General features: G+C 73.4%; 23 protein-coding genes. 14 read left to right on the forward strand and 9 right to left on the reverse strand.

Going from position 1 to position 25,281, the window contains the following annotated elements:
- Nucleotides 1–63 precede the first annotated feature (63 nt).
- Nucleotides 64–849, forward strand: coding sequence for a pentapeptide repeat-containing protein (locus tag AB0O07_RS03470; RefSeq protein WP_365627960.1), 786 nt, complete (start codon nucleotides 64–66; stop codon nucleotides 847–849).
- A gap of 35 nt (nucleotides 850–884) precedes the next feature.
- Here AB0O07_RS03470 and AB0O07_RS03475 read toward each other — a convergent pair whose 3' ends face one another.
- Both AB0O07_RS03475 and AB0O07_RS03480 read right to left on the reverse strand, forming a co-directional pair.
- Complete coding sequence (locus AB0O07_RS03475) at nucleotides 885–2,324, reverse strand: D-alanyl-D-alanine carboxypeptidase (protein ID WP_365626126.1); 1,440 nt, start codon at nucleotides 2,322–2,324, stop codon at nucleotides 885–887.
- Nucleotides 2,325–2,413: 89 nt separating this feature from the next.
- Entirely contained in the window at nucleotides 2,414–3,409 is a 996-nt protein-coding gene (locus AB0O07_RS03480) for a helix-turn-helix transcriptional regulator (RefSeq protein ID WP_365626129.1), read from the reverse strand.
- A gap of 372 nt (nucleotides 3,410–3,781) precedes the next feature.
- Between AB0O07_RS03480 and AB0O07_RS03485 the strand changes: the two genes are divergently transcribed.
- On the forward strand, nucleotides 3,782–5,977 hold the full coding sequence (locus AB0O07_RS03485) for a tetratricopeptide repeat protein (RefSeq protein ID WP_365626132.1): 2,196 nt from the start codon (nucleotides 3,782–3,784) through the stop codon (nucleotides 5,975–5,977).
- On the opposite strand, the gene AB0O07_RS03490 is transcribed toward AB0O07_RS03485, so the two are convergent.
- Complete coding sequence (locus AB0O07_RS03490; protein ID WP_365626135.1) at nucleotides 5,955–7,736, reverse strand: hypothetical protein; 1,782 nt, start codon at nucleotides 7,734–7,736, stop codon at nucleotides 5,955–5,957. The genes AB0O07_RS03485 and AB0O07_RS03490 overlap by 23 nt on opposite strands.
- A gap of 142 nt (nucleotides 7,737–7,878) precedes the next feature.
- Nucleotides 7,879–8,244: a hypothetical protein gene (locus AB0O07_RS03495; RefSeq protein ID WP_365626138.1), complete on the reverse strand. Its 366-nt coding sequence runs from the start codon at nucleotides 8,242–8,244 to the stop codon at nucleotides 7,879–7,881.
- A gap of 164 nt (nucleotides 8,245–8,408) precedes the next feature.
- Between AB0O07_RS03495 and AB0O07_RS03500 the strand changes: the two genes are divergently transcribed.
- The 3 genes from AB0O07_RS03500 (at nucleotide 8,409) to AB0O07_RS03510 (ending at nucleotide 10,501) form a co-directional block, all read left to right on the forward strand.
- Nucleotides 8,409–8,768 carry a hypothetical protein gene (locus tag AB0O07_RS03500; protein ID WP_365626141.1) on the forward strand — a complete coding sequence of 120 codons (360 nt, stop codon included), beginning with the start codon at nucleotides 8,409–8,411 and terminating at the stop codon, nucleotides 8,766–8,768.
- Nucleotides 8,765–10,000, forward strand: a complete 1,236-nt coding sequence (locus tag AB0O07_RS03505; protein WP_365626144.1) for a hypothetical protein — start codon at nucleotides 8,765–8,767, stop codon at nucleotides 9,998–10,000. The genes AB0O07_RS03500 and AB0O07_RS03505 overlap by 4 nt, the downstream gene beginning before the upstream one ends.
- Before the next feature lie 111 nt (nucleotides 10,001–10,111).
- Nucleotides 10,112–10,501 carry a roadblock/LC7 domain-containing protein gene (locus AB0O07_RS03510; RefSeq protein WP_365626146.1) on the forward strand — a complete coding sequence of 130 codons (390 nt, stop codon included), beginning with the start codon at nucleotides 10,112–10,114 and terminating at the stop codon, nucleotides 10,499–10,501.
- A gap of 183 nt (nucleotides 10,502–10,684) precedes the next feature.
- On the opposite strand, the gene AB0O07_RS03515 is transcribed toward AB0O07_RS03510, so the two are convergent.
- Nucleotides 10,685–11,470: an IclR family transcriptional regulator C-terminal domain-containing protein gene (locus AB0O07_RS03515; RefSeq protein ID WP_365626149.1), complete on the reverse strand. Its 786-nt coding sequence runs from the start codon at nucleotides 11,468–11,470 to the stop codon at nucleotides 10,685–10,687.
- A 292-nt stretch (nucleotides 11,471–11,762) separates the two neighbouring features.
- Between AB0O07_RS03515 and AB0O07_RS03520 the strand changes: the two genes are divergently transcribed.
- From AB0O07_RS03520 to AB0O07_RS03560, 9 genes are all read left to right on the forward strand, one after another.
- A complete protein-coding gene (locus tag AB0O07_RS03520) occupies nucleotides 11,763–12,746 on the forward strand; it encodes an ABC transporter substrate-binding protein (protein WP_365626152.1) in 984 nt (327 codons plus the stop codon).
- On the forward strand, nucleotides 12,743–13,534 hold the full coding sequence (locus tag AB0O07_RS03525) for an ABC transporter permease (RefSeq protein WP_365626155.1): 792 nt from the start codon (nucleotides 12,743–12,745) through the stop codon (nucleotides 13,532–13,534). The genes AB0O07_RS03520 and AB0O07_RS03525 overlap by 4 nt, the downstream gene beginning before the upstream one ends.
- Before the next feature lie 50 nt (nucleotides 13,535–13,584).
- Nucleotides 13,585–14,349, forward strand: a complete 765-nt coding sequence (locus tag AB0O07_RS03530) for an ABC transporter permease subunit (RefSeq protein WP_365627963.1) — start codon at nucleotides 13,585–13,587, stop codon at nucleotides 14,347–14,349.
- On the forward strand, nucleotides 14,346–15,152 hold the full coding sequence (locus AB0O07_RS03535) for an ABC transporter ATP-binding protein (RefSeq protein ID WP_365626158.1): 807 nt from the start codon (nucleotides 14,346–14,348) through the stop codon (nucleotides 15,150–15,152). The genes AB0O07_RS03530 and AB0O07_RS03535 overlap by 4 nt, the downstream gene beginning before the upstream one ends.
- Nucleotides 15,153–15,467: 315 nt before the next feature.
- Nucleotides 15,468–17,180 (forward strand): ATP-binding protein, encoded by a 1,713-nt coding sequence (locus AB0O07_RS03540; protein ID WP_365626161.1) that lies wholly within the window; start codon nucleotides 15,468–15,470, stop codon nucleotides 17,178–17,180.
- On the forward strand, nucleotides 17,177–17,584 hold the full coding sequence (locus tag AB0O07_RS03545) for a roadblock/LC7 domain-containing protein (RefSeq protein ID WP_365626164.1): 408 nt from the start codon (nucleotides 17,177–17,179) through the stop codon (nucleotides 17,582–17,584). Before AB0O07_RS03540 ends, AB0O07_RS03545 begins: the two co-directional genes overlap by 4 nt.
- Nucleotides 17,581–17,955, forward strand: a complete 375-nt coding sequence (locus AB0O07_RS03550; protein WP_365626167.1) for a DUF742 domain-containing protein — start codon at nucleotides 17,581–17,583, stop codon at nucleotides 17,953–17,955. The genes AB0O07_RS03545 and AB0O07_RS03550 overlap by 4 nt, the downstream gene beginning before the upstream one ends.
- A complete protein-coding gene (locus AB0O07_RS03555; RefSeq protein WP_365626169.1) occupies nucleotides 17,936–18,592 on the forward strand; it encodes an ATP/GTP-binding protein in 657 nt (218 codons plus the stop codon). The genes AB0O07_RS03550 and AB0O07_RS03555 overlap by 20 nt, the downstream gene beginning before the upstream one ends.
- Nucleotides 18,593–18,719: 127 nt before the next feature.
- Nucleotides 18,720–20,387 (forward strand): cytochrome P450, encoded by a 1,668-nt coding sequence (locus AB0O07_RS03560; protein WP_365626172.1) that lies wholly within the window; start codon nucleotides 18,720–18,722, stop codon nucleotides 20,385–20,387.
- Between the two features lie 191 nt (nucleotides 20,388–20,578).
- Here AB0O07_RS03560 and AB0O07_RS03565 read toward each other — a convergent pair whose 3' ends face one another.
- From AB0O07_RS03565 to AB0O07_RS03580, 4 genes are all read right to left on the reverse strand, one after another.
- Nucleotides 20,579–21,607, reverse strand: a complete 1,029-nt coding sequence (locus AB0O07_RS03565) for a PfkB family carbohydrate kinase (protein WP_365626175.1) — start codon at nucleotides 21,605–21,607, stop codon at nucleotides 20,579–20,581.
- Nucleotides 21,604–23,190 (reverse strand): cytosine permease, encoded by a 1,587-nt coding sequence (locus AB0O07_RS03570; protein WP_365626178.1) that lies wholly within the window; start codon nucleotides 23,188–23,190, stop codon nucleotides 21,604–21,606. Before AB0O07_RS03570 ends, AB0O07_RS03565 begins: the two co-directional genes overlap by 4 nt.
- A gap of 118 nt (nucleotides 23,191–23,308) precedes the next feature.
- Nucleotides 23,309–24,316 carry an ADP-ribosylglycohydrolase family protein gene (locus AB0O07_RS03575; RefSeq protein WP_365626181.1) on the reverse strand — a complete coding sequence of 336 codons (1,008 nt, stop codon included), beginning with the start codon at nucleotides 24,314–24,316 and terminating at the stop codon, nucleotides 23,309–23,311.
- A gap of 175 nt (nucleotides 24,317–24,491) precedes the next feature.
- The gene (locus AB0O07_RS03580) at nucleotides 24,492–25,208 is read right to left on the reverse strand and encodes a GntR family transcriptional regulator (RefSeq protein ID WP_365626184.1); all 717 of its coding nucleotides are present in this window, start codon (nucleotides 25,206–25,208) and stop codon (nucleotides 24,492–24,494) included.
- Nucleotides 25,209–25,281: the final 73 nt, after the last annotated feature.

Genomic DNA, 25,281 nt, shown 5'->3' on the forward strand with positions numbered 1-25,281 from the left:
GATCGCGGCGAGGGGGCCGACCGCACCGGCGGGGACGGGCCCGCCACCCTCGACGATCCGGGGCTGCGGGCCGACTGCGCCCGGTGCTTCGGGCTCTGCTGCGTCGCGCTGACCTTCTCCGCCGCGTCCGGCTTCCCCGAGGACAAGGCCGCGGGGAAGCCCTGCTCCCGGCTCCGCGCCGACTTCGGCTGCTCCGTCCACGGCGAGCTGCGGCAGCGCGGCTACCACGGCTGTACGGTCTACGACTGCTTCGGCGCCGGCCAGAAGATCTCCCGGATCACCTACGCGGGACGCGACTGGCGGCAGGATCCGGGCGCCGCCGGCGAGATGTTCGCGCTCCTCCCGGTCGTGCGCCAACTCCAGGAACTCCTGCGGTATCTGACCGAGGCGCTCACCCTGGAGCCCGCCCGCCCCCTCCACGGTGAGGTGCGGACCGCCCGGGAGCGCGTCGAACGCCTCACCCTCGCCGACCCCGCCACCCTGCTCGCCGTCGATGTCGCGGCCCAGCGCTCCGCCGTCAACCCGCTGCTGCTGCGGACCAGTGAACTCGTCCGCGCCCAGCTCCCCGGCAGGAGGAAGAGCCGCCGGGGCGCCGATCTCCTCGGCGCCCGGCTCAAGGGCGCCGACCTGCGCGGCGTGGAGCTGCGCGGCGCCTGTCTGATCGCCGCCGATCTCCGCGGCGCCGATCTGCGGCAGGCCGACCTGATCGGCGCCGACCTCCGGGACACCGATCTGCGCGGGGCCGATCTGACCGGCGCCCTCTTCCTCGTCCAGGGCCAGGTCGACGCGGCGCGCGGCGATACGGGGACCCGGCTCCCGCCGTCCGTCGCGCGCCCGGGGCACTGGTAGCCGGGGGACGGGGGGCGTACGGCCCTCAGGGGCGCTCAGGGGCGGTGCGTGCCGCGCCGGGCGCCTCCGCGCCGTACCAGCACCAGTCCCGCACCGGCGACGACCGCGCCACCGATGAAGGCCACCGGCAGCACCGTGCCGACCCCCGGCCCGGCCGCCTCCGCGTGGGCGGCGGGCGGTGCCGGCGGCGCGGGGCGGGCCCGTACCGCCTTCTCGACCGCGCCGGGCTCCACCGCGGCCGCCCGTACCCTCGGACGCGGCGGCAGCGGGGCGGGCGGCGGCCGGAGCGAGCCGACCGGGGTCACCTTGCCGTGGGCGGCGAACCCCCAGTCGAGCAGCTCCCTGGCCTCCTCGTACACGGCGTGGGCGCCGCCCCACTGCGGGTTCATCACTGTCACCAGCAGCGTGCGGTCACCGTGCCGGGCGGCGGCGACCAGGGTGTACCCCGCGTTCGAGGTGTAGCCGTTCTTGACGCCGATCAGCCCCGGATACGGCGCCACCCCGTCCTCGCCGGTCAGCAGCCGGTTGGTGTTGACGATGCCGAAGGTGCCGCCGTAGCCGGGGAATTCGGCGTCCACCGTCGAGCTGTAGCGGACGAAGTCGGGCGAGGCCAGCCCCGTACGGCCGAAGACCGCCAGGTCGTACGCGGAGGAGACCTGCCCCGGGGCGTCGTAGCCGTCGGGGGAGACCACATGGGTGTCGAGCGCGCCGAGCAGCTTCGCCTTGTCCCGCATCTGGGTGACGGTCCTGTCCCAGCCGCCGTTCATCTCGGAGAGCACCCGGACCGCGTCGTTGCCGGAGCTGAGGAAGACCCCGCGCCACAGGTCGGCCGCCTCGTACCGGAGCCCGGGGACGACCCCCACCATGCTGCTGCCGGGCCCGATGTCGTCCAGTTCCTCGTCGGTCACCAGGTGCGCGGCCTTCGGGGGCAGATGCGGCAGCGTGGTGATGGCGAAGAGCGTCTTGAGGGTGGAGGCGGGCGGCAGCTCCAGATGCGCGTTGTGCGCGGCGAGGACCTCGCCCGTCGTGGCGTCCGAGACCAGCCAGGAGAGCGCGGAGAGCTCGGGGGGCGCCGGGGTGCCCCGGTCGGGCCTGACCTGGACACCCGGGCGGCGCAGCAGGCTCCCGTCCCGCGCGGCGGCGTCGAGTCCGCCGTGCGCCGGGGCGGCGGAGGAGGGCGAGGACGCCGCGGCCGACGGGGCCGATGGGGCCGATGGGGCCGAGGAGGCCGCCGGGGAGGGGGCCGGGGCGGCGGGGGCACCCGGGGCGCCGGGCGCGCCGTGCGGGGGCGAGGCGGCGGCGGAGCCCGCGATCGGGATCACGGCGCCCCGGGGTGGTCCCGGAGCCCGTACGGCGGGGTCGGTACGGGAATCCGCGGCGGCCGGTGGGGAGGCCGGCAGCAGGATCAGCAGGCTGGCGGCGGCGAGGGCCGCTGTGCCGGAGAGCGCGGAGCGCGTCACGGATCTGGTGATCATTCGGCCACGGTAGGAACGCTCCGCGCCGCGCGCCCGTCGCGTGGGCCGACCGGATGTATCACCGCCCCGGTCGGCCCCTCGGTCAGGCCCTAGGTGGCCTGCGGCGCCCCGGCCCCGCCGGGTCCCGCTCCGACGCCACCGACGCCCTCGACGCTCCCGACGCCCTGGACGCCCTGGACGCCCTCGACGTCATCGGTGGGCTCGGCATCGGCGGCCACCTCCGCCTCCGTCTTGGCCTTCGTCTCCACTTCCGTCTCTGCCTCCGCCCCGATGATCTCCGTTCCGATCACGTCCAGCAGGGCGAGCTTGTCGGCCGCGTCCGTCCCGGGCGCCGCCGAGTACGCGGCGATCCGCAGATCGCACCCCGGCACGGTGAGCGTGTCGCACTCCAGGGTCACCGGTCCGACATCCGGGTGACGCACGGTCCGGATCTCGGTGTCGTGCGCACCGGCGATCCGGGAGTTCCACACCACAGCGAACCGGTGGGAGGCGCGCCGCAGCTCGCCGATGAGGAAGCGCAGCCGTACATCGGTCGGATAGCGGACGGTGGCCGCCCGCAGATCGGCGACGACCGCCGCCTCGAACCCCGCCTCGTGCTCCACGGTGCGGACGATCCGGCTCGGCACGCCGGTGAAGTGGTGCCAGACGGCGTTGCGCTCGCGCGGCGGGGCCTGCGCGGGGTCCCCGACCAGGGCCGCCCACAGCGGGTTCCAGGTGATCAGGTTCCAGGCCGCGTCGTACACCCCGACCGGGGTTCCCGCGAGCCGTCCGAGCAGCCGGCGCACACTGGCGGGCACATGGTCGGGGACCCGGCCCACGGCGGGCGGGGACTCTCCGGCGAGCAGGAAGAGATGGCGCCGCTCGGTCTCGGAGAGCCGCAGGGCGTGCGCCAGCGCGGTGAGCACCTGGACGGAGGGGGAGGTGGCCCGGCCCTCTTCCAGCCTGACGAGATAGTCCACGGACAAGCCGGTCAGCCGGGCCAGCTCCGTATGGCGCAGCCCGCCCGCCCTGCCGGGTTCGTCGGCCGGGGGCATCCGGTCGCGCCACCGGTGCAGGGCTGTGCCCAGCTCTCCGTGTCGGGTCATGGGGCCAGTATCGGCATGGATGCGGCTATTCGCCTGATACCGGCTGGTATGCACCGATGTCCGTGGTCCATCCCGCAAGATCGCCGGGCCCGGCCTGCTCGGGGCCGGTCCCCGGCTCGCCCTGTCTCCCTGGACTTCTTCCCGGACGTCTTCCCGGACGTCTTCCCGGACCCTTGTGCGCGCCTACTTCCCCGCCGCAGAGGCCGGTATTCCCGCCCGCCGCGATCTGTGGACAGGCGGCGAGTACTCGCCAAACCCTTGCTCGAACACCCCTGACCAGGGCTACCGTTGATGTGTGACGGCGGTGCGGACCGATCGCGGTGGACCATCGTGGACAGCCGGGCCGGGAGCAGGGGAGCGGGGGAGCGGGACATGCTGGATCCCATGTCGATGGCGGCGATCGTCGCGGTGCTGGGCGCCGTGGGGACGGCGACGGCCAATGAGGCGGTGAAGTCGGCCTGGGAGGTGGCCGGCGGACTGATCCAGCGCATCACGGGGCGGGCGGTGCCCGCGCCCCGGGGGTCCGCCGAGAGGGACGCCGTGGCCCGCCTCGTCCATGAGGCGGTACGGGACGATCCGGCGCTCGCCCGCACCTGGGCGGCGTTCGCCCGTACGGCTCCACTCCCCGGCCGGGCCGACGCCGTTCCCGTACTCCCGCCGTCCATACGGCACTTCAGGGACCGTCAGGGACCGATGAAGACGCTGGGCCGGGAGGCCACGCGCAAGGCCGACGGGCGTCCGAGGATCGCCCTGGTCCATGGGCCCGAGGGCATCGGCACCAGCGCGCTCGCCGTCCACTGGGGGTGCATGAAGGCCGACCTGTTCCCCGACGGGCAGCTCTACGCGGATCTGCGCGGCGCCTCCGCCGGGACCGCCCTCGACAGCGCCGTGGTGCTGCGCAGCCTCCTCGTCCAGCTCGGCATGGACGCGGACGACATCCCGCTGGGCGCGGCGGACCGGCGGGACGTCTTCCAGCGGTGTGTGGCGGGCCGGAAGCTTCTGGTGGTGCTCGACCACGCGCACTCGGCCGCGCAGGTCCTGCCGCTGCTGACCTCCGCGCCCGAGGTGTTCACCGTGGTGGTGGCGCGCCGTCCGCTGCGGGGGCTGGACGCGGTGCCCGTCCCGGTCGGGCCGCTCTCCGACAAGGACGCGCTCCACCTGCTCACCGATCTCGCGGGCCGCGAGACCGTGGACGCCGCCCGTGCCGTGCTGCCCCGGGTGCTGGAGCGGTGCGGTGGCTCGCCGTACGCGCTGCGGGCCGCCGCGCCCCTGCTCGCCGACCCGACGACACCGCCCTTCGCGGCCCCGTCCGGGGGCGGGAGTGAGGAGGCCCCTATCCCGCCCGGCCACGATCCCGTCCGTACCGCCGCCGAGGAGACCTACCGGAGGCTGGAGCCCGGGGCGGCCCGGGTCTACCGGCTGATGTCGCTGCGGGAGTGGCCGTCGTTCGGTGCCGACACCGTCGCGCCGGTCGCCGGGATCCCGGTGGCGGAGGCGGCGCGGGCGCTCGGAGCCCTGGCCGACGCGGAGTTGCTGGAGGTGGTGAGCGGTATGGGCCGTTACCGCTACCGGCCCGTGATCCGGGGACACGCGGAGGAGACCGCCTTCCGTACGGATGGCATCGCGGCCTGCTCGGCGGCGCTGACCTCCACGGTGCGGTGGTATCTGGAGTTCGCGGTACGGGCCAGGGTCGCCGCCCTCCCCAGGGCCTGGGCGCTCGGTCCGCTCTACGGCCGGCTGAAGGAGGAGCTGGAGCGGGAGGGGCGCATCGCTCCGTACGGTGACGAGGGCGAGGCGCTGACCGCGCTCCGCACCGAGCTGGGCGGGATCGTCCAAGCGGTCCTCGCCGCCGAGGAGTTGGGCGACCCCGACGCTGTCTACCAGCTCTGCCAGGCGCTCTGGCCGCTCCAGCTCAAGGCGGGGCACCACGACGAGATCCTGCCCGCGCTCCGGGCCGGGGCCCGGGTGGCCGACGCCCGGCACCCAGGCTCCCAGTGGGCCGGACGGATGCATACGCTGCTGGCGCTGAACCTGATGGAGCTACGGGAAGAGGAGGCGGCGGAGTCCGAACTGACCCTGGCGGCCCAGGCCGAAGAGACGGCGGGCCACCTGCTCGGGCAGGCGAGCGCCGTCGAGACCCTCGGGCTGCTCCGGCTCCGGCAGTGGGACGGCACCGAGGCGTACGCCTGCTTCGACCGGGCCGGCGCCCTCCTGGACGGGATAGGCCCGGACGACGAGGGGGCCGGGGACCTGCCGCGTGCCCGGGCCCTGCTCCAGCGCCACCGGGGCCGGGCCCTGCGGGTGGGCGGTGACTACACCGGGGCCCGGGAGCGGCTGGAGTCGGCGCTCGCCTCCTTCCGGCGCGGCGGCGAGGCGTACGACCCGTACAACGCCGCGAGGACGCTCACCGACCTGGCCGAGACCTGCCTCCTCCAGGACGAGCCGCAGCGCGCCCTGGCGCTGATCGACGAGGCCGAGGCCACCCTCGACAAGGAGAAGGCCGCCCAGCACCTCACCCATCTGCGGGGGCTGCGCGAGCGCTGCCTCAGCGCACAGGCAGGGGGGTGACCGACACCCGGCGGACGGTCGCGGCGGTCCGTACCGTCATCCCGCCGGCTGTCAGCTCCGCCACGTCCTTGCCCAGGGCCAGCCAGGCGTGGAGGGCGGAGGCGCAGGCGGCCGGGTCGACGGCCGGGAGAGGGCCGTCCGGGGAGCGGTCGGCGAGCCGGAGCAGCTCCCCGGCGCGGGTGCGGACCGTACACGCCCCGTCCTCGGTGATGAACGCGGCCAGGGAGCAGTACGGGTGACGGGCCAGCACCTCACGGGTCCAGGCTCCGGGGCCGCCGAAGCGGGGGTCGTCGGCCGCGCCGTACCGGAAGATCACATCGGCCAGGTCGAGTTGGCCCGGATCGAGGGTGTCCTCGTGGACGGCCGTATGCGCGTCGCCCTCGGCCGCCGGTTCCGAGCGCGGGTCCGCGTACCGGTCCACCTCCACCTCGCCCGCGCCCGGCAGCCGGGTGACGACCCTGAGCGGGGCGGTCCGGACCGGCGGTTCGTACGGGGGCAGCGGGAGAGGGTCCAGTCGCGCGGGGGCGGCGGGCTCGGGGAGGCCCAGTTGCCCGTAGAAGTGGCGCCTGAGCAGGACGGCGGCCTCCCCGGGGACGGAGGAGACCAGCTCGGCGGGGCCGGGTTCGGGGCTTGTGTCCGGCGGGGCGGCTCCCGGTCCCCGCTCCGGGGCCAGCAGCGCGTCCAGTTGGGTGCGCAGCGGGATGTGCGGGGAGAGCCGGGGCGCGTGCCGTACGAAGGTGCCCACCGGTGACTCCGCGTCGAGGGCACCGGCCGATGTCGAGCCCAGGAGTACGGGGGTGCCGAGCGCGGCCCCGTAATAGGTCACGGAACCACCGTCCCCGATGATCACATCGGCGGCGATCAGCGCCTGGCGCCACCCCGTCACCGGGTCCACCAGTGCCAGACCGCCCCGCCGGGCCCGGTCCAGCCAGGCGCGGACCTGTCCAGGACCATGGCCGTGCCAGATATTGGGGTGGAGGACGGCGACCGGGCGGTAGCCGTCGACGGGGAGTTCCGAGGTGAGGCGCGGCAGCAGCGAGGGCAGCACATCCTCGGCGCCCCGGTCCCCGAAGAGGGAGTCCGGGTTCCAGGTCGAGTTCAGCAGCACCAGCCGCTGCCCCGGGCGGACCCCGAGGGCCCGCCGGAAGCGGTCGCGGTACTCGACGGCGGCCCGTATCCGGTCGAAGCAGGGGTCACCGGCGAGGACGGCGGTGTGCGCCGCCTCAGGGCAGCCGGCGCGGAGGCGTTCCACCTGCTCGGGGTGGGAGAAGACCAGCGCGTCCGCGACCGGGATGCCGTCCGCGAGCAGCCACTCGGGGGAGAGGCCGAAAACGGGCGGAGGAGCGGCGGGCTCGGGCGACAGGTGTCCGGTGTCCGGTGTAGCCAGCCTCTTGTTGTATCCGACCCCGTGTGAGAGGACGGTCAACTTCCCTTTGAGCTGGGACAGTTCGCCGCCGAAGCTGGCGGAGATCGACAGCTCCGGGGCCAGGGCGAGCGCCTGCTCCCACGGAACCACCGCCAGCCCGGTCTCCGCCATGAGTTCGGCCACCCCGGCCTGGAACGGTGAGGAACCGGTGCAGGTGACGGCCATCTGCACGCGCAGGTCGTCCCGGAAGAGCGGCAGGACATCGAGCAGCCGGGTCGCGGAGGTCACGTTGTGCACGACGAAGAGGACCAGCCGCCACTCTCCGCGCGTACGCCACGGGTCCGACCCCTCGCCCACCGGCACCCGTAGCCACCCGGCCCGTCCCCCGCCCATGCACCCGTCTCCGCTTCACCACTGGCACCATCCGTGACCGGCCACCTTAACCAGAGCCGAGGCGGCGGCGAACGGGGAGTGGCGGAACGGTGCGGGGCGGAGGGGGGAGAGCGGAGGGGAGAAGGGGCGGGAGGAGGGGGGCTCAGATCTCCAGTTCGGACTCGATGCGCTTGAGGTTGTGGCGGGCCAGCGCGAGGTTGGCGCGGGCGCGGTCGAGCGCGATGTAGACGAAGAGCGAGCCGTGATTCGACGTCATGGGCCGGATCAGGTGGTACTGCTTGCCCAGGGTGATCAGGATGTCGACCACGGCGTCGTCGATGTCCAGCGTGGCCAGCGTGCGCACCTTGGCGCGGACGACATCGGTGTTCCCGGCGGCCGCGATGTCCAGGTCGAGGTCCGGGCCGCCGCCCAGCGTGCCGAGGGACAGGCCGCTCTCGTAGTCGACCACCGCCACGCCCAGGGCGCCGTCGAGGGTCATGGCTTCTTTGAGTGCGGATTCAAGGTTCATCGCGTGGTCCTGTTCTTCGAACTCTTCGAAATTCTTCGAATGCTGCGAGCGGTCGATCCCTGCGGTTCACAGCCGGGCCGGGCAAAAAACGCCAAAACCAGCCACTGATGTACTAGTTGAAGACTAGAGTACTGTCGCATCAGTCGTTTCCCGAAGGGATGTACGTGTCAGCGATCGAAGCGTCCCTCACGCGGATCATGGAGACCCCGGGGATCACGGGGGCCGCTCTGGTGGACGCGGTCACCGGGCTCACCTACTGCGTCGTCGGCGACGCGCTGGAGGTCGGCAGCGGGACGGAGACGGCCGATGCCGCCGCCGCGATCACCGACCGGGTGGGGCGGGCCGGGGGCGACGACGAGCTGGAGAGTGTGATCGTGGCGAGCGAGCGCCGCTACCACGTGGTGCAGACGGTCCGGCGGACCGGGGATCCGGTCCTGCTGGTCGCGGCGCTGGACCGGAACCGTACCAATCTCGCGCTGGCGATCCGGCAGTTGACCCGCCATGCGGAGAGCGTGCTCGCATGATCGGCGGCGGACCGGAGACCCAGGGCCCGGCGCGACGGGGCCCCGCGCCTGCGGGGCGGGAGGTGCGGGAGGCGGCGGGGACACCGCTGCCGCGCAATGTCACCGCGCTGCTGATGAGGCTGCGTCAGGAGCGGTACAGCGGCACCGTGACGGTCGCCGGTACCCCTGGAGGAACGATTCATCTGCGCTCCGGACTGATCAGCGCGATCGAGACCCCGGGCACCCCGTCCGTCGAGTCCGTCCTGCTGAAGTCGGGCCGGGTGGACGACGCGTCCTGGGCCTCCGCGCTCGCCCTGGACGGCATGGACGGAATGGACGGGCTCGGGGCCGTACTGGTGGGGCGGGGGCTGGTGGGCGAGGCGGAGCTGGAGGTTCTCTGCGCAGCCGCCATGTTCGAGGGCGCGTTCGCCATGGCGCTCAGCCGGCCGGAGGCGTGGGAGGTGGGCGCCCCCGTCCCGGCCGTACTCACCCGGTACGCGGCCGAGCCGGGGACCGTCGCCGAGGAGACCGCGCGCCGGCTGGCGCTGGTGACCGAGCGGTGGGGCTCGCCCGGTGAACTGGCCAGGTCGCGGATGCGCCCCTCGGCCGGCGCGGACCGGCAGGCCGGACGGCTCGGGCCCCGGTACGCGGCGCTCCTCGCCCTGGCCAACGGCCGCCGCACCACCCGGGATCTCGCCTTCGCGCTCGGCCGGGGGCTCTTCGCCGTGACGACGGACCTGATCCGGCTGGACGAACGGGGGCTCGTCCAGTGGGAGTCCCGGCGCCCGCCGGACCGCCCCAGCACCGCGCCCCGCCGCCGCCCCGGCGCCACCGGGCCCGAGGGGCCGTCAGGGGCGCCGCAGGCCACCCTGCCGCGCCGCGTCCCCGGCGGACGCCCGGCGGCGTGGACCCACGACGCCCCGCCCCGGACACCCGAGCCGCCCCGGACACCGGAGGCCGGGCGTACCTCCGCCACCACGGAGCCGTACGGGACCACGGAGCCGTACGGGACCACGGAGCCGTACGGGACCACGGAGACGTACGGGACCGCAGATCCGCACAGGCCCACCGAGCCGTACGCGACCACGGAGACGTACGGGACCGCAGATCCGCACGGGACCGCAGATCCGCACGGGGCCACAGATCCGCACTGGACCACGGAGACGTACGGAACGGCCGAGTCCCGTGGAACCACGGAGCGGTACGGAACCACGGGGCAGCACGGAACATCACGACAGACGGACGGTTCATAGACCGGATGCAGGGAGCCGGAGCCACGGCCGCGCTGGAGGAGCCGTGGTCCGGTGCTTGTACGACGCCCCACGGCAGGACCTCTGCCGGTACCACCACCAAGGAGCGAAACCATGCACGCAGACTCGTCCGTCAAGCCTCTCGTCGACGTCCTGACCTCGCTGCGGGAACGGGTGATGGGAGCGGCCGAAAGCGTTCTCTCGACCGCCGACGGTCTGATGGTGGCCGCCGACACCGACACCCTTCAGCCGGAGTCCGTGGCGGCGCTCGCCGCGGCCACCCTGGGGCTCGGCCAGCGCATGGCCGAGCAGGCCGAGGCGGGGGCCCTGCGTGATGTGGTCATACGGTGCGCGGGCGGCCAGATCGTCGTGCTCGCGGTGGGGGACCGGTCGCTGCTCTCCATCGTGGGCGACGAGGGGATGGATGTCGCCGGCCTCAAGCGGGAGGCACCGGCCGTCGTCGAGGAGCTGGTCAAGCTCCTCGAAGGCGACGTCCCCACCTGAACCGTCCACCGGACACCGGACAGCAGCCACCGGACACCGGACGCACGGCGCGTACGCCGTCGGGCCGCCGCCCCCGGGCGGTGCGGCCGGCCCGACGGCGACCTCCGCCCGTACCCCCGTACCCTCGTCCCCCCGGCCCTACGGCGGCTTCCCCGCCCCGGCCGCCCGTCCGCCGGAGACGCGTCACCCCGCCCCGAACCCCGCCCGCAGGTCCGCCTCGATGCGGGCCACCGTCGCGAGGAGCGTGGGGAGCAGATCGCGGCGTACCGACTCGACCGAGTGGCGGCTCGCGTGGACGGGGATGTTGACCGCGGCGACCACCGTGCCCTCCCGGTCCCGTACCGGCGCGGCGACCGAGCGCAGCCCCTCCTCCAACTCCTGGTCCACGATGGCGTATCCCTGCCGCCGCACCCGCTCAAGCTCCGCGCGGAGCAGGTCGACGGAGACCAGGGTGTACGGGGTGAGCGCGGCCGGGGTGGTGGCCTTGAGGCGGCGGTCGCGCTCCTCCTCGGGGAGGAAGGCGAGCATCACCCGCCCGACCGAGGTGGTGTGCGCGGGCAACCGGGTGCCCACCGTGATCGAGGCCGTCATGATGCGGCTCACCGGAACGCGCGCGACATAGACGACGGCGTCGCTGTCCAGCACACAGAGCGAGGACGACTCCCGTACCTCGGCGACCAGTTGCTCCAGATGCGGCTCGGCGATCTGCGGCAGGGAGAAGCTGGAGAGGTACGCGTACCCCAGTTCGAGGACGCGGGGGCTGAGCCGGAACAGCCGTCCGTCGGTGTGGACATAGCCGAGGTCGGCGAGGGTCAGCAGAAACCGGCGGGCGGCGGCCCGGGTGATGCCGCAGAGCCGGGCCACCTCGCTGAGAGTCAGCTCGGGATGGTGCGCGTCGAATGCCCGGATCACCGAGAGCCCCCGCTCGAAGGACTGGACGAAGTGGGACTCACGTGCCTCGGCACCCATCAGCAGCCTCCGTCGGCCCTGACATGCGCGGCAGCCGGAGATCCCCACCCCAAGATCCACGCACGTCTGTTCGTACCGCGCACGCTAAGAGCGGCCTCCTGACCTGTCAACAACGCGCGAACCAAAGGGTCGTTCGCCTCCGTAACCTCCCAACAGCCTTTCCGCACACGGGTGATGCGACTGATGCACGACCGTTGACCCGTACCGGCGGCGCCCCCTATGTTCCCGATGAGAATTGTTGTGCGGGTCGCGCACAGCCCGCCGCACGTGCCGTTCCAGCAGAGGGGGGTTCATGCGTCGCCTGTCCATCGCCATCACCGCCGCCATGCTTCTGGTCACCGCCACGGCCTGTGGCGGATCCGGGGCGGGCGGATCCGAAGGGTCCGGAGGCTCGGGCACGGGGGCGTCGGGCTCCCCCGTCAAGGTCAAGGTCGGGGTCATCCCCATCGTGGACGTCGCCCCCGTCTACCTGGGCGCCAAGAAGGGCTTCTACTCCTCGCGCGGTCTCGACCTCACGATGGAGACCGGACAGGGCGGCGCCGCCATCGTGCCCGGCGTGGTCAGCGGCCAGTTCCAGTTCGGCTTCTCCAATATGACCTCCCTGATGATCGCCCAGATCAACAACGTGCCCGTGAAGGCAGTCGCCAACGGGGTCGCGACCACCGGGAAACAGGGCGCCGACTTCGGCGGCATCGCCGTCAAGAAGGGCAGCCCGATCAAGTCCGCCAAGGAACTTGAAGGCAAGAAGGTCGCCATCAACACCCTCAAGAACATCGCCGAGTCGGCCGTCAACGCCTCGGTGCGCAAGGACGGCGGCGACCCCGGCAAGGTCACCTACGTCGAACTGCCCTTCGACCAGATGGCCGCGGCCCTCGACGGCGGCCGGGTGGACGCCGCCTTCGTCATCGAACCCGCGCAGGCCACCGTCGTCGGCCAGGGCGCCACCATCATCACCTCCTCCTACGTCGACATCTCGCCCGACCTCACCGTCGCGATGTACTTCACCTCCACCCAATACACCCAGCAGCACCCGGAGACCGTGAAGAAGTTCCAGGAGGCCACCGCCGAGTCCCTGGAGTACGCCAACAGCCACCCCGACGAGGTCCGCGAGATCCTCACCACCTACACCAAGATCCCCGAGGCGACCCTCCAGAAGATGACCCTGCCCCGCTGGCCCGCCCAGCCCGACCGGGCCGCCATCGGAACGCTCGCGGAACTCGGCGAGCAGGACGGCATCCTCAAGTCCGCGCCCGACCTGGCCAAGCTGCTCCCATGACCAGGAAGAACGGGGACGGCCTGGTCAACGCCGCGCTGGGGGCCGGGGGACTCGCCGTGTTCCTCGCCGTATGGGAGCTGGTCCCGCGCACCGGAGTGGTCTCGGGCAACTACCTCCCGCCCGTCGGCCGGGTGGCCGGCGCGCTCTCCGCCGAACTCGCCGACGGCGCCTTCTGGACCGCCCTCGGGGACACGCTCACCGGCTGGGCGCTCGGTCTTCTCATCGCCACCACCGCCGGGGTCGCCACCGGGATCCTGCTCTCCGTCGTGCCGTATCTGCGCGAACTCACCTCCTCCACCGTCGAGTTCCTCCGCCCCATCCCCTCGGTGGCGCTCATCCCGCTCGCCGTCCTCCTCTACGGCACCGACCTGCGCTCCACCCTGCTGCTCGTGGTGTACGCGGCGTTCTGGCAGATCCTGGTCCAGGTGCTGTACGGGGTCACGGACGTCGACCCGGTCGCCGACGAGACGGCCCGCTCGTACGGACTCGGCGCCTGGGCCCGAATTCGCTACGTCCTCTGGCCGACCGCCCTCCCCTACGTCATGACCGGGATCCGGCTCGCCGCCGCCGTCGCGCTCGTCCTCGCCATCACCGCCGAACTCGTCATCGGATCCCCGGGGATCGGCTCCCGGATCGCGGTCGCCCAGACCTCCCAGGCGGTGCCGGAGATGTACGCGCTCGTCGTGGTCACCGGCGTCCTCGGCCTGCTGATCAATGTCGGGGCGCGGGCCGTCGAACGGCGCGCCCTCGCCTGGCACCAGTCCGTACGCGGCGAGGTGGCCCTGTGAAGAACACCGCCGGGCCGCCGGCCGCCCCCTCCCGCGGGGCCCTGCGCGCACTGCGCCGACTCGCCTTCGCCGTCGCCCTGCCGGCGCTGCTCGTGGCCGGCTGGTGGATCGTCTCCGACTCCAGCACCAGCGTCTACTCCCCGCCGCTGCGCACCGTCGTGGCCGCCTTCGGCGAGGTGTGGACCGGGAGCAGGATCGCCGACGATGTCCTGCCCAGCGTGGCGCGGCTGCTCGCCGGGTACGCGCTGGCCGCCGCCGTCGGGGTGGCGCTCGGGGTGGTCATCGGCTCGTACCGCAGGGTGCGGGCCGCCGCCGAACCCGTCCTGGAGTTCCTGCGGGCCGTGCCGCCGCCCGTCCTCGTCCCCGTCATCATGCTCTTCGCGGGCATCGGCGACACGATGAAGATCGTGGTCATCGCCACCGGCTGTGTCTGGCCCGTCCTCCTCAACACCGTCGAGGGGGTCCGGTCGGTGGACGCCGTCCTGGCCGAGACGGCCCGTTCGTACGGGATCGGCGGCGCCGCCCGCCTCCGCCATCTGGTGCTGCGCTCGGCGAGCCCGCAGATCTTCGCGGGGCTCCGGCAGGCCCTCTCCATCGGCATCATCCTGATGGTCATCAGCGAGATGTTCGCGGCCAGCAACGGACTCGGCTTCACCATCGTCCAGTTCCAGCGGAGCTTCGCCATCCCCGAGATGTGGAGCGGCATCCTCCTGCTCGGCCTGCTCGGCTTCCTGCTCTCCGTGCTCTTCCGGGCGGTCGAACACCGGGCCCTCGACTGGTACCACGGCCTGCGCCGCTCCAGGCGGTCGTCATGACCCTCACGAAAGGTGACCGGATGCTCGACGTACGGGGGCTGCGCAAGGTGTACGAGGGGGACGGCCGCCGCGTCGAGGCCGTCCGGGACCTGACCTTCACCCTCGGCTCCGGCGAACTCGCCTGTCTGGTCGGCCCGTCGGGGTGCGGCAAGACCACCCTCCTCAAATGCGTCGCCGGGCTGCTCACCCCCACCGGGGGCGAACTCCACCTGGCGGGGCGGAAGATCACCGGGCCGCCGCCCGGCATGGCCGTCGTCTTCCAGGAGTACGGGCGGAGCCTCTTCCCCTGGATGCGGGTCCGGGAGAACGTCGAACTCCCGCTGCGCCAGCGGAGATCGCTCGACCGGAAGAAGCGCGCCGAACTCGTCGAGGACGCCCTCGCCGCCGTGGGCCTCGCCGACGCGGGCGGCGCCTACCCATGGCAGCTCTCCGGCGGGATGCAGCAGCGGGTGGCCATCGCGCGGGCGGTGGCGTACGGGCCCGAAGTACTGCTGATGGACGAGCCGTTCGCCGCCGTGGACGCGCAGACCCGGGCCGAACTGGAGGACCTGGTACGCGGGTTGTGGCAGGAGCGCGGGATGACCATCCTCTTCGTCACCCACGACATCGACGAGGCCGTCTATCTGGGGGAGCGGGTGCTGGTCCTCTCCGCCTCGCCCACCGTCGTACAGGAGCAGATCAAGATCGACCTGCCCGCCGAGCGCGACCAGCTCCACACCCGGGTCGCCCCGCGCTTCGCCGAACTGCGCACCCGCGTCTACGAGCAGATCCAGCTCGCCAAGCGCGGCGACGGGACGGCCTGAGGGGCGCGCCCACCGCAGCACCTCGCACACCCCCGGTACCGCTGGTGCCGGGGGTGTCGTATGGATGCCGTACGACACCCGTACGACACCCGTGCGCCGTCACCGTTCGTGCCGTCTCGTGAGCGCAGGGTGCGAACCGGCGAGTCTATGACGCCCCGGGGCGCCTGTGCAGGAGGTTGCGTGAATATGCCGAGGGGGCGTTCGGGTCGGACTAGGCTCTCGCGTTACGCGACGAGTTGATACGTAATCAGGCACTTGTTCCCAGGTTCCTTGATTGTTCGAAAACCGACCTGAATCGACCGCCAGAGGGCTTACATGGTTCGTCTTGAAGCACCACCCAAGGAACAAGCACCCCCCGGGGAACAGGGGCCACCGGGTCTGCGCGGCCCGCTCCTTCCGCTCCTCCTCGCCGCCGCCGTGACCGCGCTCGCCGTGGTCCTCGCCGGGGAGGCCGCCCGGATCCCGCTCGCGCTCTACGCCGCCGGCGCGCTCGCCGTCACACTCTGGTGCGCGGTGGAACTGGCCCGCAGGCGCCGTGCCATCAGCGTGCTCCACGAGCACTACGGCTACCGGATCGCCCAGTTGGAGGGGCGCCTCGCCCAACTGGACGAGGAGAACGTACGGCTCGGCAAGGAGCTGATGCCCGCCGCCGTCCACCGGCTCCACCAGGGCGAGTCACCCGACGAGGTGATCCACGCGCTGGTCGACGGCGACGACCGCTACCGCCATCTGCCCGCCGCACAGCGGGTGTTGCTCCGGTCCGTCCTCCAGATCGCGGACGACGAGGACGCCATGCGCGAGGCCGCGCAGCGCGCCTTCGTCAACATCGCGCGCCGCGTGCAGTCGATCGTGCACCAACAGGCCAGTGAGCTGCGGGAGATGGAGGAGGCCCACGGCCGCAACCCCGAGGTCTTCGACGACCTGCTCCGCATCGACCACGGCACCGCGCTGATCGGCCGGCTCGCCGACTCCATCGCCGTCCTCGGCAAGGCCCGGCCCGGCCGCCAATGGCCCAGGCCCGTACCGCTGTTCAGCGTATTGCGCGGCGCCATGTCCCGGATCCTGGAGTACCAGCGCGTCGACCTGCACTCCATCGCCAAGGTCGCCATCGTCGGCACCGCCGTCGAGCCGGTCATCCACGCCTGCGCCGAACTCCTCGACAACGCCACCCGCTACTCGCCGCCCCAGACCCGCGTCCATGTCACGGCCGTCGAGGTGCAGACCGGTATCGCCATCGAGATCGAGGACGGCGGCGTCAGCCTCAGCGAGGAGGCGCGGGCCCGCGCCGAGCGGATGCTCGCCCGCGCCCAGGCCGGGATCGGCCTCGACGACCTCGGTGAGACCCCCCGGCTCGGCATGGCCGTGGTCGGACGGCTCTGCCAGATGTACCACCTCCAGGTCTCGCTGCGGCAGTCGGCGTACGGCGGGGTCCGCGCCGTCCTCATCGTCCCGCGCGACATCGTCACCACCGGACCCGCGCCCGGTATCGCCCACGGCATCGGCGCCTCCGCACTGCCCCGGGGCACCGTCTCCGACCTGCCCACCACCGACATCCTCCGCCCCGCCGACCGGCCGCCCCGGCCGGTCACCGGACCGCAGCCCTCCCTGCCGGTCGCGGCCCCGGCCCCCGCCCCGGCGGCCCCCGCCCCGGCCCCCGCGCCGGCTTCGGCGTCGGGCGAGGACGACGTACCGGTGGTGACGGAGTGGACGGAGAACGGACTGCCCCAGCGGCGCAGCCGGGGCCGCGCCCCGCTCGGCTCGCACAACCTCGGGCTCCGCCCCACCGGGCAGCCGTACGAGGCCCCGTACGGCCGGACCAACGGCCACCCGGTACCGGAGCGCGTGGCGGCCCCGGGCGCGGCCCCCGCCCCCGAGCAGCGGCCCGGACCCGGTATCTGGCTCGATGCGTTCACCAAGGCGGTCAACGGCGCCCCCGAGGAGCCCGCGACCGGAACAACGGAGTCGCCGGAACACACCGGTGACCACGGCGAATCCGACGATGTACGGGGCAAGGGAGATCTCACGTGATCCAGCAGCGGGCGAACATGGACTGGATGCTGAAGGAACTCGCCACCGGGGTACCCCAGATCCAGCAGATCGTGGTCCTCTCCGCCGACGGGCTCAGGATCGCCCGGCACGGCGGCGACCCGGACGGCGCCGACCGGCTCGCCGCGGCCTGCGCCGGGCTCCAGAGCCTCGCCGCCGCCGTCGCCGCCGAGATCCCGCTGAGCGACGGCCATATGCGCCTCGTCGTCATCGAGGTCGGCGGCGGCTTCTTCTATCTGATGGAGGCGGGCGCCGGCGCGTATCTCGCCGTCCTCACCGACGACACGGTGGACGCGGGCCTGGTCGGCGCCCGGATGCGGGACATGGTGGTACGGATCGGAGCCCATCTGACCAGTCCGCCGCGGCACGACGGGCACCCCGGATGACCCGGCCGCCCCGGCGCGAACGGCGGCTGCCGGACGAGGACGCGGCGGACCCGGAGCGGCTCTATGTGATCACCGGCGGCCCGGACGGCGCCGAACGGGCCCCGCTCGACCTCGTCACCATGATCGTGGCCAGGACCGGACCGTCCCCGACCGTCCAGCCGGAGCAGGCCGCCATCCTGCGCCTCTGCCACCGGCCGCTCTCGGTGGCGGAGATCTCCGCCTATCTCAGCCTCCCCTTCAGCGTGGTGACCGCGCTGCTGACCGAACTCCTCGCGACCGGAATGGCCGAGTCGCGGGCGCCGATCGTCCGCGCCACGCTCCCGGACCGGTCCCTGCTCGAAGCGGTGATGCATGGACTCCAGAGACTCTGACCCGTACCCCGGCCCGGCCCCCGGCCCCGGCCCCCGCTCCGGCACGGTCACCGGGCCCCGGGCCGAGGACATCCTGCCCACCACGGTCACCTCGGCCGTGAAGATCGTGATCGTGGGCGGCTTCGGGGTCGGCAAGACGACGATGGTCGGCTCGGTCAGTGAGATCAGGCCCCTCACCACCGAGGAGACCATGACCCAGGCCGGGGTGGGGGTGGACGACAACCGGGGGGTGGAGAGCAAGACCGCCACCACCGTCGCGATGGATTTCGGCCGCATCAGCATGACCGAGAACCTGGTGCTCTACCTCTTCGGCACCCCCGGCCAGGAACGCTTCTGGTTCCTCTGGAACGGCCTCTTCGAAGGCGCGCTGGGCGCGGTGGTCCTCGTCGACACCCGCCGCCTCGAAGTCAGCTTCGACGTGATCGGCCGGCTGGAGGAGCGCGGGGTGCCCTTCGTGGTCGCCGTCAACACCTTCCCCGACGCGCCCACCCACCCCGTCGAGGCGCTGCGGGGCGCGCTCGACCTGCCCGAAGAGGTTCCGATGGTCGACTGCGACGCGCGGCTGCGCTCGTCGAGCCGCGATGTCCTGCTGACGCTGATGCGGTACCTGTACGCGCTCTCCGCGCCCCCGGAGTGAGCGCGCGCCGCCTCCCGCGCGCCTCCGTCCCCCTCCGGCCCCCTCCCTTCCCTTCGCCTCCCCTCCTCTCCCCTTCCTTCGCCTCTCCCTCTCCTCCCGTCTCTTCCCGTCCGACCCTGGAGCCACCGTGACCACCCCTTTCCCCCAGCGACCCGGGGACGACAGCGGCGCCGTACCGCCGCCCGGCTGCCCGGCCCACGCCCTGGGCACCGGCCTGCCGACGGCCCCGTACACCGGCCCGGCCGCGGACACCCGGCCCCGCCCGGCCGTCGAGCGCGTCAACGGCGTGGCGCCCGGCGGCCTCCGGCGGCTCTACGGGCCCGAGGCCGAGCACGACCCGATGGGCCTGTACGAGCGACTGCGCGCCGAGCACGGGGCCGTGGCGCCGGTCCTCCTCCACGGCGACCTGCCCGCCTGGCTCGTCCTCGGCCACAGCGAGAACCTGCACGTCACCCGCACCCCCTCGCAGTTCTCCCGGGACTCCCGGCGCTGGCGCGCGCTCCACGACGGCACCGCCCCGCCCGACCACCCCCTCGCACCGATCTTCACCTGGCAGCCCATCTGCGTCTTCGCCGACGGCGGCGACCACGAGCGGCTGCGCGGCGCGGTCACCGACTCGATCGGGCGGATCGACCACCGGGGCGTACGGCGCTACATCAACCGCTACAGCAACCGGCTGGTCAACGAGTTCTGCCGGGACGGCAAGGCCGACCTCGTCGCCGCCTTCGCCGAGCACCTGCCCATGATGGTGATGGCGCAGATCATCGGGGCGCCCGAGGAGTACAGCGAGCGGCTGGTGGCGGCGGCCCGCGACATGATCAAGGGCACCGCCACCGCCAACGAGAGCAACGCGTACGTTATGGACGTCCTGACCCGGCTGGTCAAGCGGCGCCGTACCGCTCCCGAGGAGGACTTCGCGACCTGGCTCACCGAGCACCCGGCCGCGCTCACCGACGACGAGGTGAGCCAGCATCTCCGGCTGGTGCTCATCGCGGCGTACGAGACGACCGCCAACCTGATCGCCAATGTGCTGCGGATGGTCCTCACCGACCCCCGGTTCCGGGCCCAGTTGAGCGGCGGCCACATGACCCTGCCGGAGGCGGTCGAACAGACGCTCTGGGACGAGCCGCCGTTCACCACCATCCTCGGCCGCTGGGCGGTCGGCGACACCGAACTCGGCGGACAGTCGATCAAGGCGGGGGACGCGCTCGTCGTCGGGATCGCGGCGGCCAACGCCGACCCGGTGGTACGCCCCGACCTCTCCGCGTCCATGCAGGGGAACCGGTCCCATCTCGCCTTCAGCGGCGGCCCGCACGAGTGCCCCGGGCAGGACATCGGGCGCGCCATCGCCGACACCGGGATCGACGCGCTGCTGCTCCGCCTGCCGGACCTCCAGCTCGCGGTGGAGGAGGACGAACTGCGCTGGTCGGGCGCGCTGATGTCGCGTCAGCTCGTCGAACTGCCGGTGACCTTCGCCCCCCGCCCGCCGCAGGACGTCACGGTCCCGCCCAACGCCGTCATGCCCCCGCCCCGCCCCCGCTGGCAGGTCGACTCGCCTCCGCCCGCCGCCGCTCCACCGGCGGCGCCGGGCGCGGAACTGCCGCCCGCGGCCCCGGTGGCCCCGGTGACCCCGGCGTCTCCGGTGGACCTGGTGGCCTCAGGGGAGGCCGGGGGCGCCGGGGGAGCCGGGGCCGGTGGGACGGCGACCGTCCCGGTGGACACGGAGCGGCCCACGGGCACCAGCGCCCCCGGACGCGCGTGGCGGGCCGTGGTCCGCTGGTGGCGCGGGTACTGACGGGCGTACGGGACTGCCCGTAGGGGACCGCCCTTACGGGACTGCCCGGAGGTGACCGCCGGTACGGGACTGCCCGCAGCGGACGACCCGTACGGGACTGCCCGCAGGGGACGACCCGTACGGGACTCCGCGCACGGGATTCCGCGTACAGGGACTTCCCGTAAGGGATTCCGCGTCCGCCGCGTTCGCCCCTACCGTCCGAACACGGACCCCAGCAGCTCCGTCAGCCGCTCCGCCGCCGGGCCCGGCTCCGGCTCCCCGGCGAGGAAGTCGAGCAGTTCGCCGGGGGTCGGCGCGGTGGCCGGGCCGTGCCGGGTGACCGCGAAGGCCGCGGCGGCGTTGGCGCCCCGCGCACTGGCGGTCGCGTCCAGACCCTGGCCGAGGAGGGCCAGGAAGGCCCCCACATGGGCGTCGCCCGCGCCGTTGCTGTCGACCGCGGTCACCCGGCGGCCGGGCAGGTGCCGGGCCGTGCCGCCGGGCGGGAGCAGCCAGCAGCCGTCCGCGTCGGCCCGCAGCACCACCCCGGTACCCGGCCCCAGCCGCGCCGCGAGCGCCTCCACCGCACCCCGGGCGTCGGCCGCCCCGGTCAGCAGCAGCCCTTCCCGCTGGTTGCAGCTCACCCAGTCGCAGCGCGCCAGGACGGGTTCCAGCACCTCCCCGGGGATCTGGTCGACCAGCGGCCCCGGGTCGAGGAAGACCCGGACATGCTCGGGCAGCCGCGCCACGAGCGAGGCCAGGACCGGGCCGTTGACCGGGTAAGCGAGCCCGTATCCGGAGATCTGCACCAGGTCGCCGGGGCGCAGCGCGCCGAGTACGGCCGTGGCGTCGGCCTCGGTCAGCCGGGCCTCGGCGCCGAGGCTGGTGGCGAAGGTGCGCTCGCCGCCGTCGTCGACGAAGGCGACGCAGAACCCGGTGTCCGCCGCCCCGACCGGGGGCAGCAGGAGCCCGACGCCCTCCCGGGCGAGGTCCGCCCGTACCCGGTCGCCGAACGGCCCCGTGCCATGGGCGCCCGCGTACAGGGCGGGCAGCCCCAGCCGGCGGGCGGCGGCCATGACGTTGAAGCCGCCGCCGGTGGTGAGGGCGGTGGAGCCGGAGATGATGTCGCCGCCGCGCTCGGGCAGCGCGGGCACCCGCATCACCAGGTCGACGATGGCGTTGCCGACCAGGACGAGCCGGCCGCCCGTACCGCCGTCACCGGCGTCGTTCCGTCCGCCGCTCATGAGGTCTCCCGCGCGGTCTTCCGGGCGGTCTCCCGCGCGGCCGGCCCGGCGGCGAGCGCCGGCCCCTCGCCCTCACTCCGGCCCTGGCCGGACGCGGGGTTCTGCCCCTGGTCCTGCCCCTGGTCCGGCTCCTGGGCGGGCTGCCGGGACGCCTCATCGCTTACGGCGCCGTCCACCCGGCGGAGCAGCGCGTACCCACCGGCGGCGAGCGCCAGGGTCACCACCCAGCCGAGCCCGTTGGCCCCGATCCAGCTCCCCGCGAGCGGCCCGGAGAACCACACGTCGTCCGGGCCCGTGCTCGCCTCGGTGAAGAGCAGGCCCACCACGATGGCCGCCGCCCAGGCGGTCATCGCGGACCAGGCGACCCCGCCCCGGAACCAGTAGCGGCTGGTGCGTCCCGTGTCCATCAGCGCCGGGGCGTCGTAGGAGCGGCGGACCAGGAGATCCACCGCGAAGACGCCCACCCAGGCGGTGATCGGCACGGCGAGGAGGGTGAGGAAGGTGATGAACGGACCGTAGAAGTCCTTGGCGATCAGGATGAAGTAGATGCCGCCCGCGAAGGTGACCACGACGTCCAGCCCGACCGCGAGGGTGCGCCGGACCCGTATCCCCAGCGTGATCATGGTGAGCCCGGCCGAGTACACGGAGAGGTGGTTGGAGAGCAGCAGCCCGCCGAAGGCGGCGATCAGGTACGGGACGGACATCCACGCGGGCAGCATCGCGTTGATCGCCGAGACCGGGTCGGCGGCGGAGGCGAGGCCCGGCTCACCCGCAGCGAGCAGCGAGCCCAGGGAGATCAGCACGACCAGCGGGATACCCGCGCCGAACGCGGAGGCGGCCACGAGCCGGCCGCCGGGGACCCGCCGGGGCAGGTAACGGGCGTAGTCGGCGCCCGCGTTGGCCCAGCCGATACCCGTACCGGCGGCGATCATCCCGGTGCCGACGACCATCGCGCTCACCGGCCCGGCCGGTGCGTGGAAGACCTTCTGCCAGTCCACCGTGGCGGCGAGAAAGGCGATCACGACCAGGTTGAGCACGCCGAAGACATAGGTGGCCCACTTGTTGATCCACATGATGGTGGCGTGGCCGAGGCCGCTGATCAGCAGCGTGCAGCCGATGAAGACCAGCAGACAGACCACGGTGAGCACGGCGTTGCGGCGGATGCCGAAGGCGACGTCGAGCAGCGCCAGCAGGGCGAAGGCCGCCGTGGTGGTGTTGATGGTCTCCCAGCCGAGCCGGCTCACCCAGGTGACCAGCGTCGGGCCCGCGTTGCCCCGTACCCCGAACACCGCTCGGGAGAGGGTCAGCGCGGGCGCCCCGCCCCGCTTGCCGGCGATGCTCAACGCGCCCACCAGGGCGAAGGAGCCGAAGGCCCCGAGGACGGCCACGACGGCCGCCTGCCAGAAGTTCAGGCCCCGGAAACTGACCAGCGCCGCGCCGAGCGGCAGGCCGAGGATGCTGATGTTCGCGGCGAACCAGGTCCAGAACATCTGTCCGGCGTGGCCGCGGCGCTCGGTGTCCGGGACCGGCTCGATGCCTCTGGTCTCGACGGTCCCGACGCGGTCGTTCTCTGAAGCCGCCATGGTGGTACCTGTCTTTCTCTCCGGACGCTCCGGATTTCCTGGGCTCCGTGGGCTCCGTCGGCTCTGCGGGTTTCCTGGACTCTGCGGATTTCCGTGGCTCTGTGGCGTGGGCATGGCGTCACGCGGCCGGGGTGGCGCGCAGCGCGAGCAGGTCGGTGGCGAGCGGCTCCAGGTCGAGACCGTTGACCGAGCGCAGGGTGGCCAGCGCCTCGGCGGGCAGCCCCGAGGCACCGCGCACGGCGCCCGCGACGGCGCCGGCGATGGCGCCGATGGTGTCGCAGTCGCCGCCGAGGTTCGCGGCCAGCAGACAGGCCCGCCACGGGTCGCCCTCGGCGAGGGCCAGTACGGCGAAGGCGGCCGGGACCGACTCCTGGCTGGCGACGCTGGTGCCGACCAGGTCGCAGACCCGGTCCAGGGCCTGCCGCTCGGGCAGCCCCCGGACCAGCTCGACGGCCCAGCGGATCCGGGCGGCGATATCGGCGCCGGCGACCCAGTGGCCGCGCTCCGCACCGGCCTCCGCCGCCGCGACGGCCGCCGCGAAGGCGTCCTCCAGGCCGCCGCCGTCGACGCCCCGGCTCACGGCGGCGGCCACCGCGGCGGCGGATGCGATGCCGATGGTGGTGTCATGGGTGACCTGGCACGCCGCCGCCACCTGGTCGACGAAACGGTCCAGCGGAGTCTCCGGGAAGGCGATGCCGACCGGGGTGATCCGCATGGCCGCGCCGTTGGTGGCGCCCGCCTTGCCCGCCTCCTGAGGCGGTACGCCCCGGGAGACGGCCTCCAGGGCCGCCTTGGTGGAGGGGCCGAGCAGGTCGAAGGAGCCCTTCGCCTTCATCTCGCGCTCCCACTCCAGCAGCGCGTGCGCGAGCCGCAGCGGATCGATGTGCCCGCCCGACCCGGTGAGCAGCCGGCCGACGATGACGGCCTGGTCGGTGTCGTCCGTGACCGAACCGGCCGGCATCCCGGCGCTCACCGGGTTGTCCGACGGGCCCGGCTCGAATCCGGTCACGGCGCCGAACCGGGCGACGATCGCCTTCCGGGACATGATCTGGGTGGGCATGCCCAGGGCGTCGCCCATGGCCAGGCCGTACAGGGCGCCGAGCGCGCGGTCGTGCTGGTGGTTCATCGGGAACTTCCTGTCGTGGTGCGGGGGTGTACGCCGGCCCCGGTCCGGAGGCCGGACACGCCGGGGAGACCGGGGGCGGAGCGGGGACCCGGTGCGGTCCGGAGGCCGGGTGCGGTCCGGAGGCCGGGTGCGGAGCGGGGGCCGGGTGCGGTCCGGGGGCCGGGTGCGGGCCGCCTCATTCCGGCACCTCGCCGAAGCCGAGGTGCAGTTGGAAACGGGCCGGGTCCAGCAGGCTGGTCACCTGCTCCACGACCCGGCCGTCCGCGCCCCGGCCGACCCGCCGGGTGTGGAGCCAGACCTCCCCCTCCCGGCGGCCGAGCAGCGTCGCCTCGTCGGCGGCCAGCGGACGTACGGACGCCCACTCGTCGCCGTGCGTGGCGCGCAGCCCGGCCGAAGCCAGGGTCGCCGTCAGCGAGTCGTCCAGCAGTCCGTCCAGCGGCACCCGGGCCAGCGCGGGGACCAGCGGAACCCGGCTGCGCTCCAGCGCCACCGGGGTGCCCTCGGGCAGCACGCGCAACCGGTCGAGCGCCATGAACCCGCTGTCCTCCAGGCCGAGTTCCCCGGCCAGCCGGGCATCGCGCACCGCCTCCAGACGGAGCGTCCGGGTGGTGATCCGGGCACCCTGGTCGGCCAGGGCCCTGGTCCACCCCAGGCGGTTGTCGAGCAGGCTGCCGTCGAAGGCGACGAAGGAACCGACCCCGGCGTGGGTGGAGATCAGCCCCTGCCTGTTCAACTCGTCCAGCGCCTGCCGGACGGTGGTCCGGCTGACCGCGAAGCGCCGGGTGAGCGCGTGTTCGCCGGGCAGCCTGCTCCCCGGTTCCAGGGCGCCGCTGTGGATCTCGCGGGCCAGGACGCGGGCGATGCGCTGATGCTTGAGGACCTCTTTGGACATGACGGGAAGCTAGTCATACATGTCCAGTCCTGTCTAGTGCTGTCCGGTGCCGTGACCTCCTTGATACGTGTTC

The sequence above is a fragment of the Streptomyces sp. NPDC093085 genome, from assembly GCF_040683935.1.
Classification (GTDB): domain Bacteria; phylum Actinomycetota; class Actinomycetes; order Streptomycetales; family Streptomycetaceae; genus Streptomyces.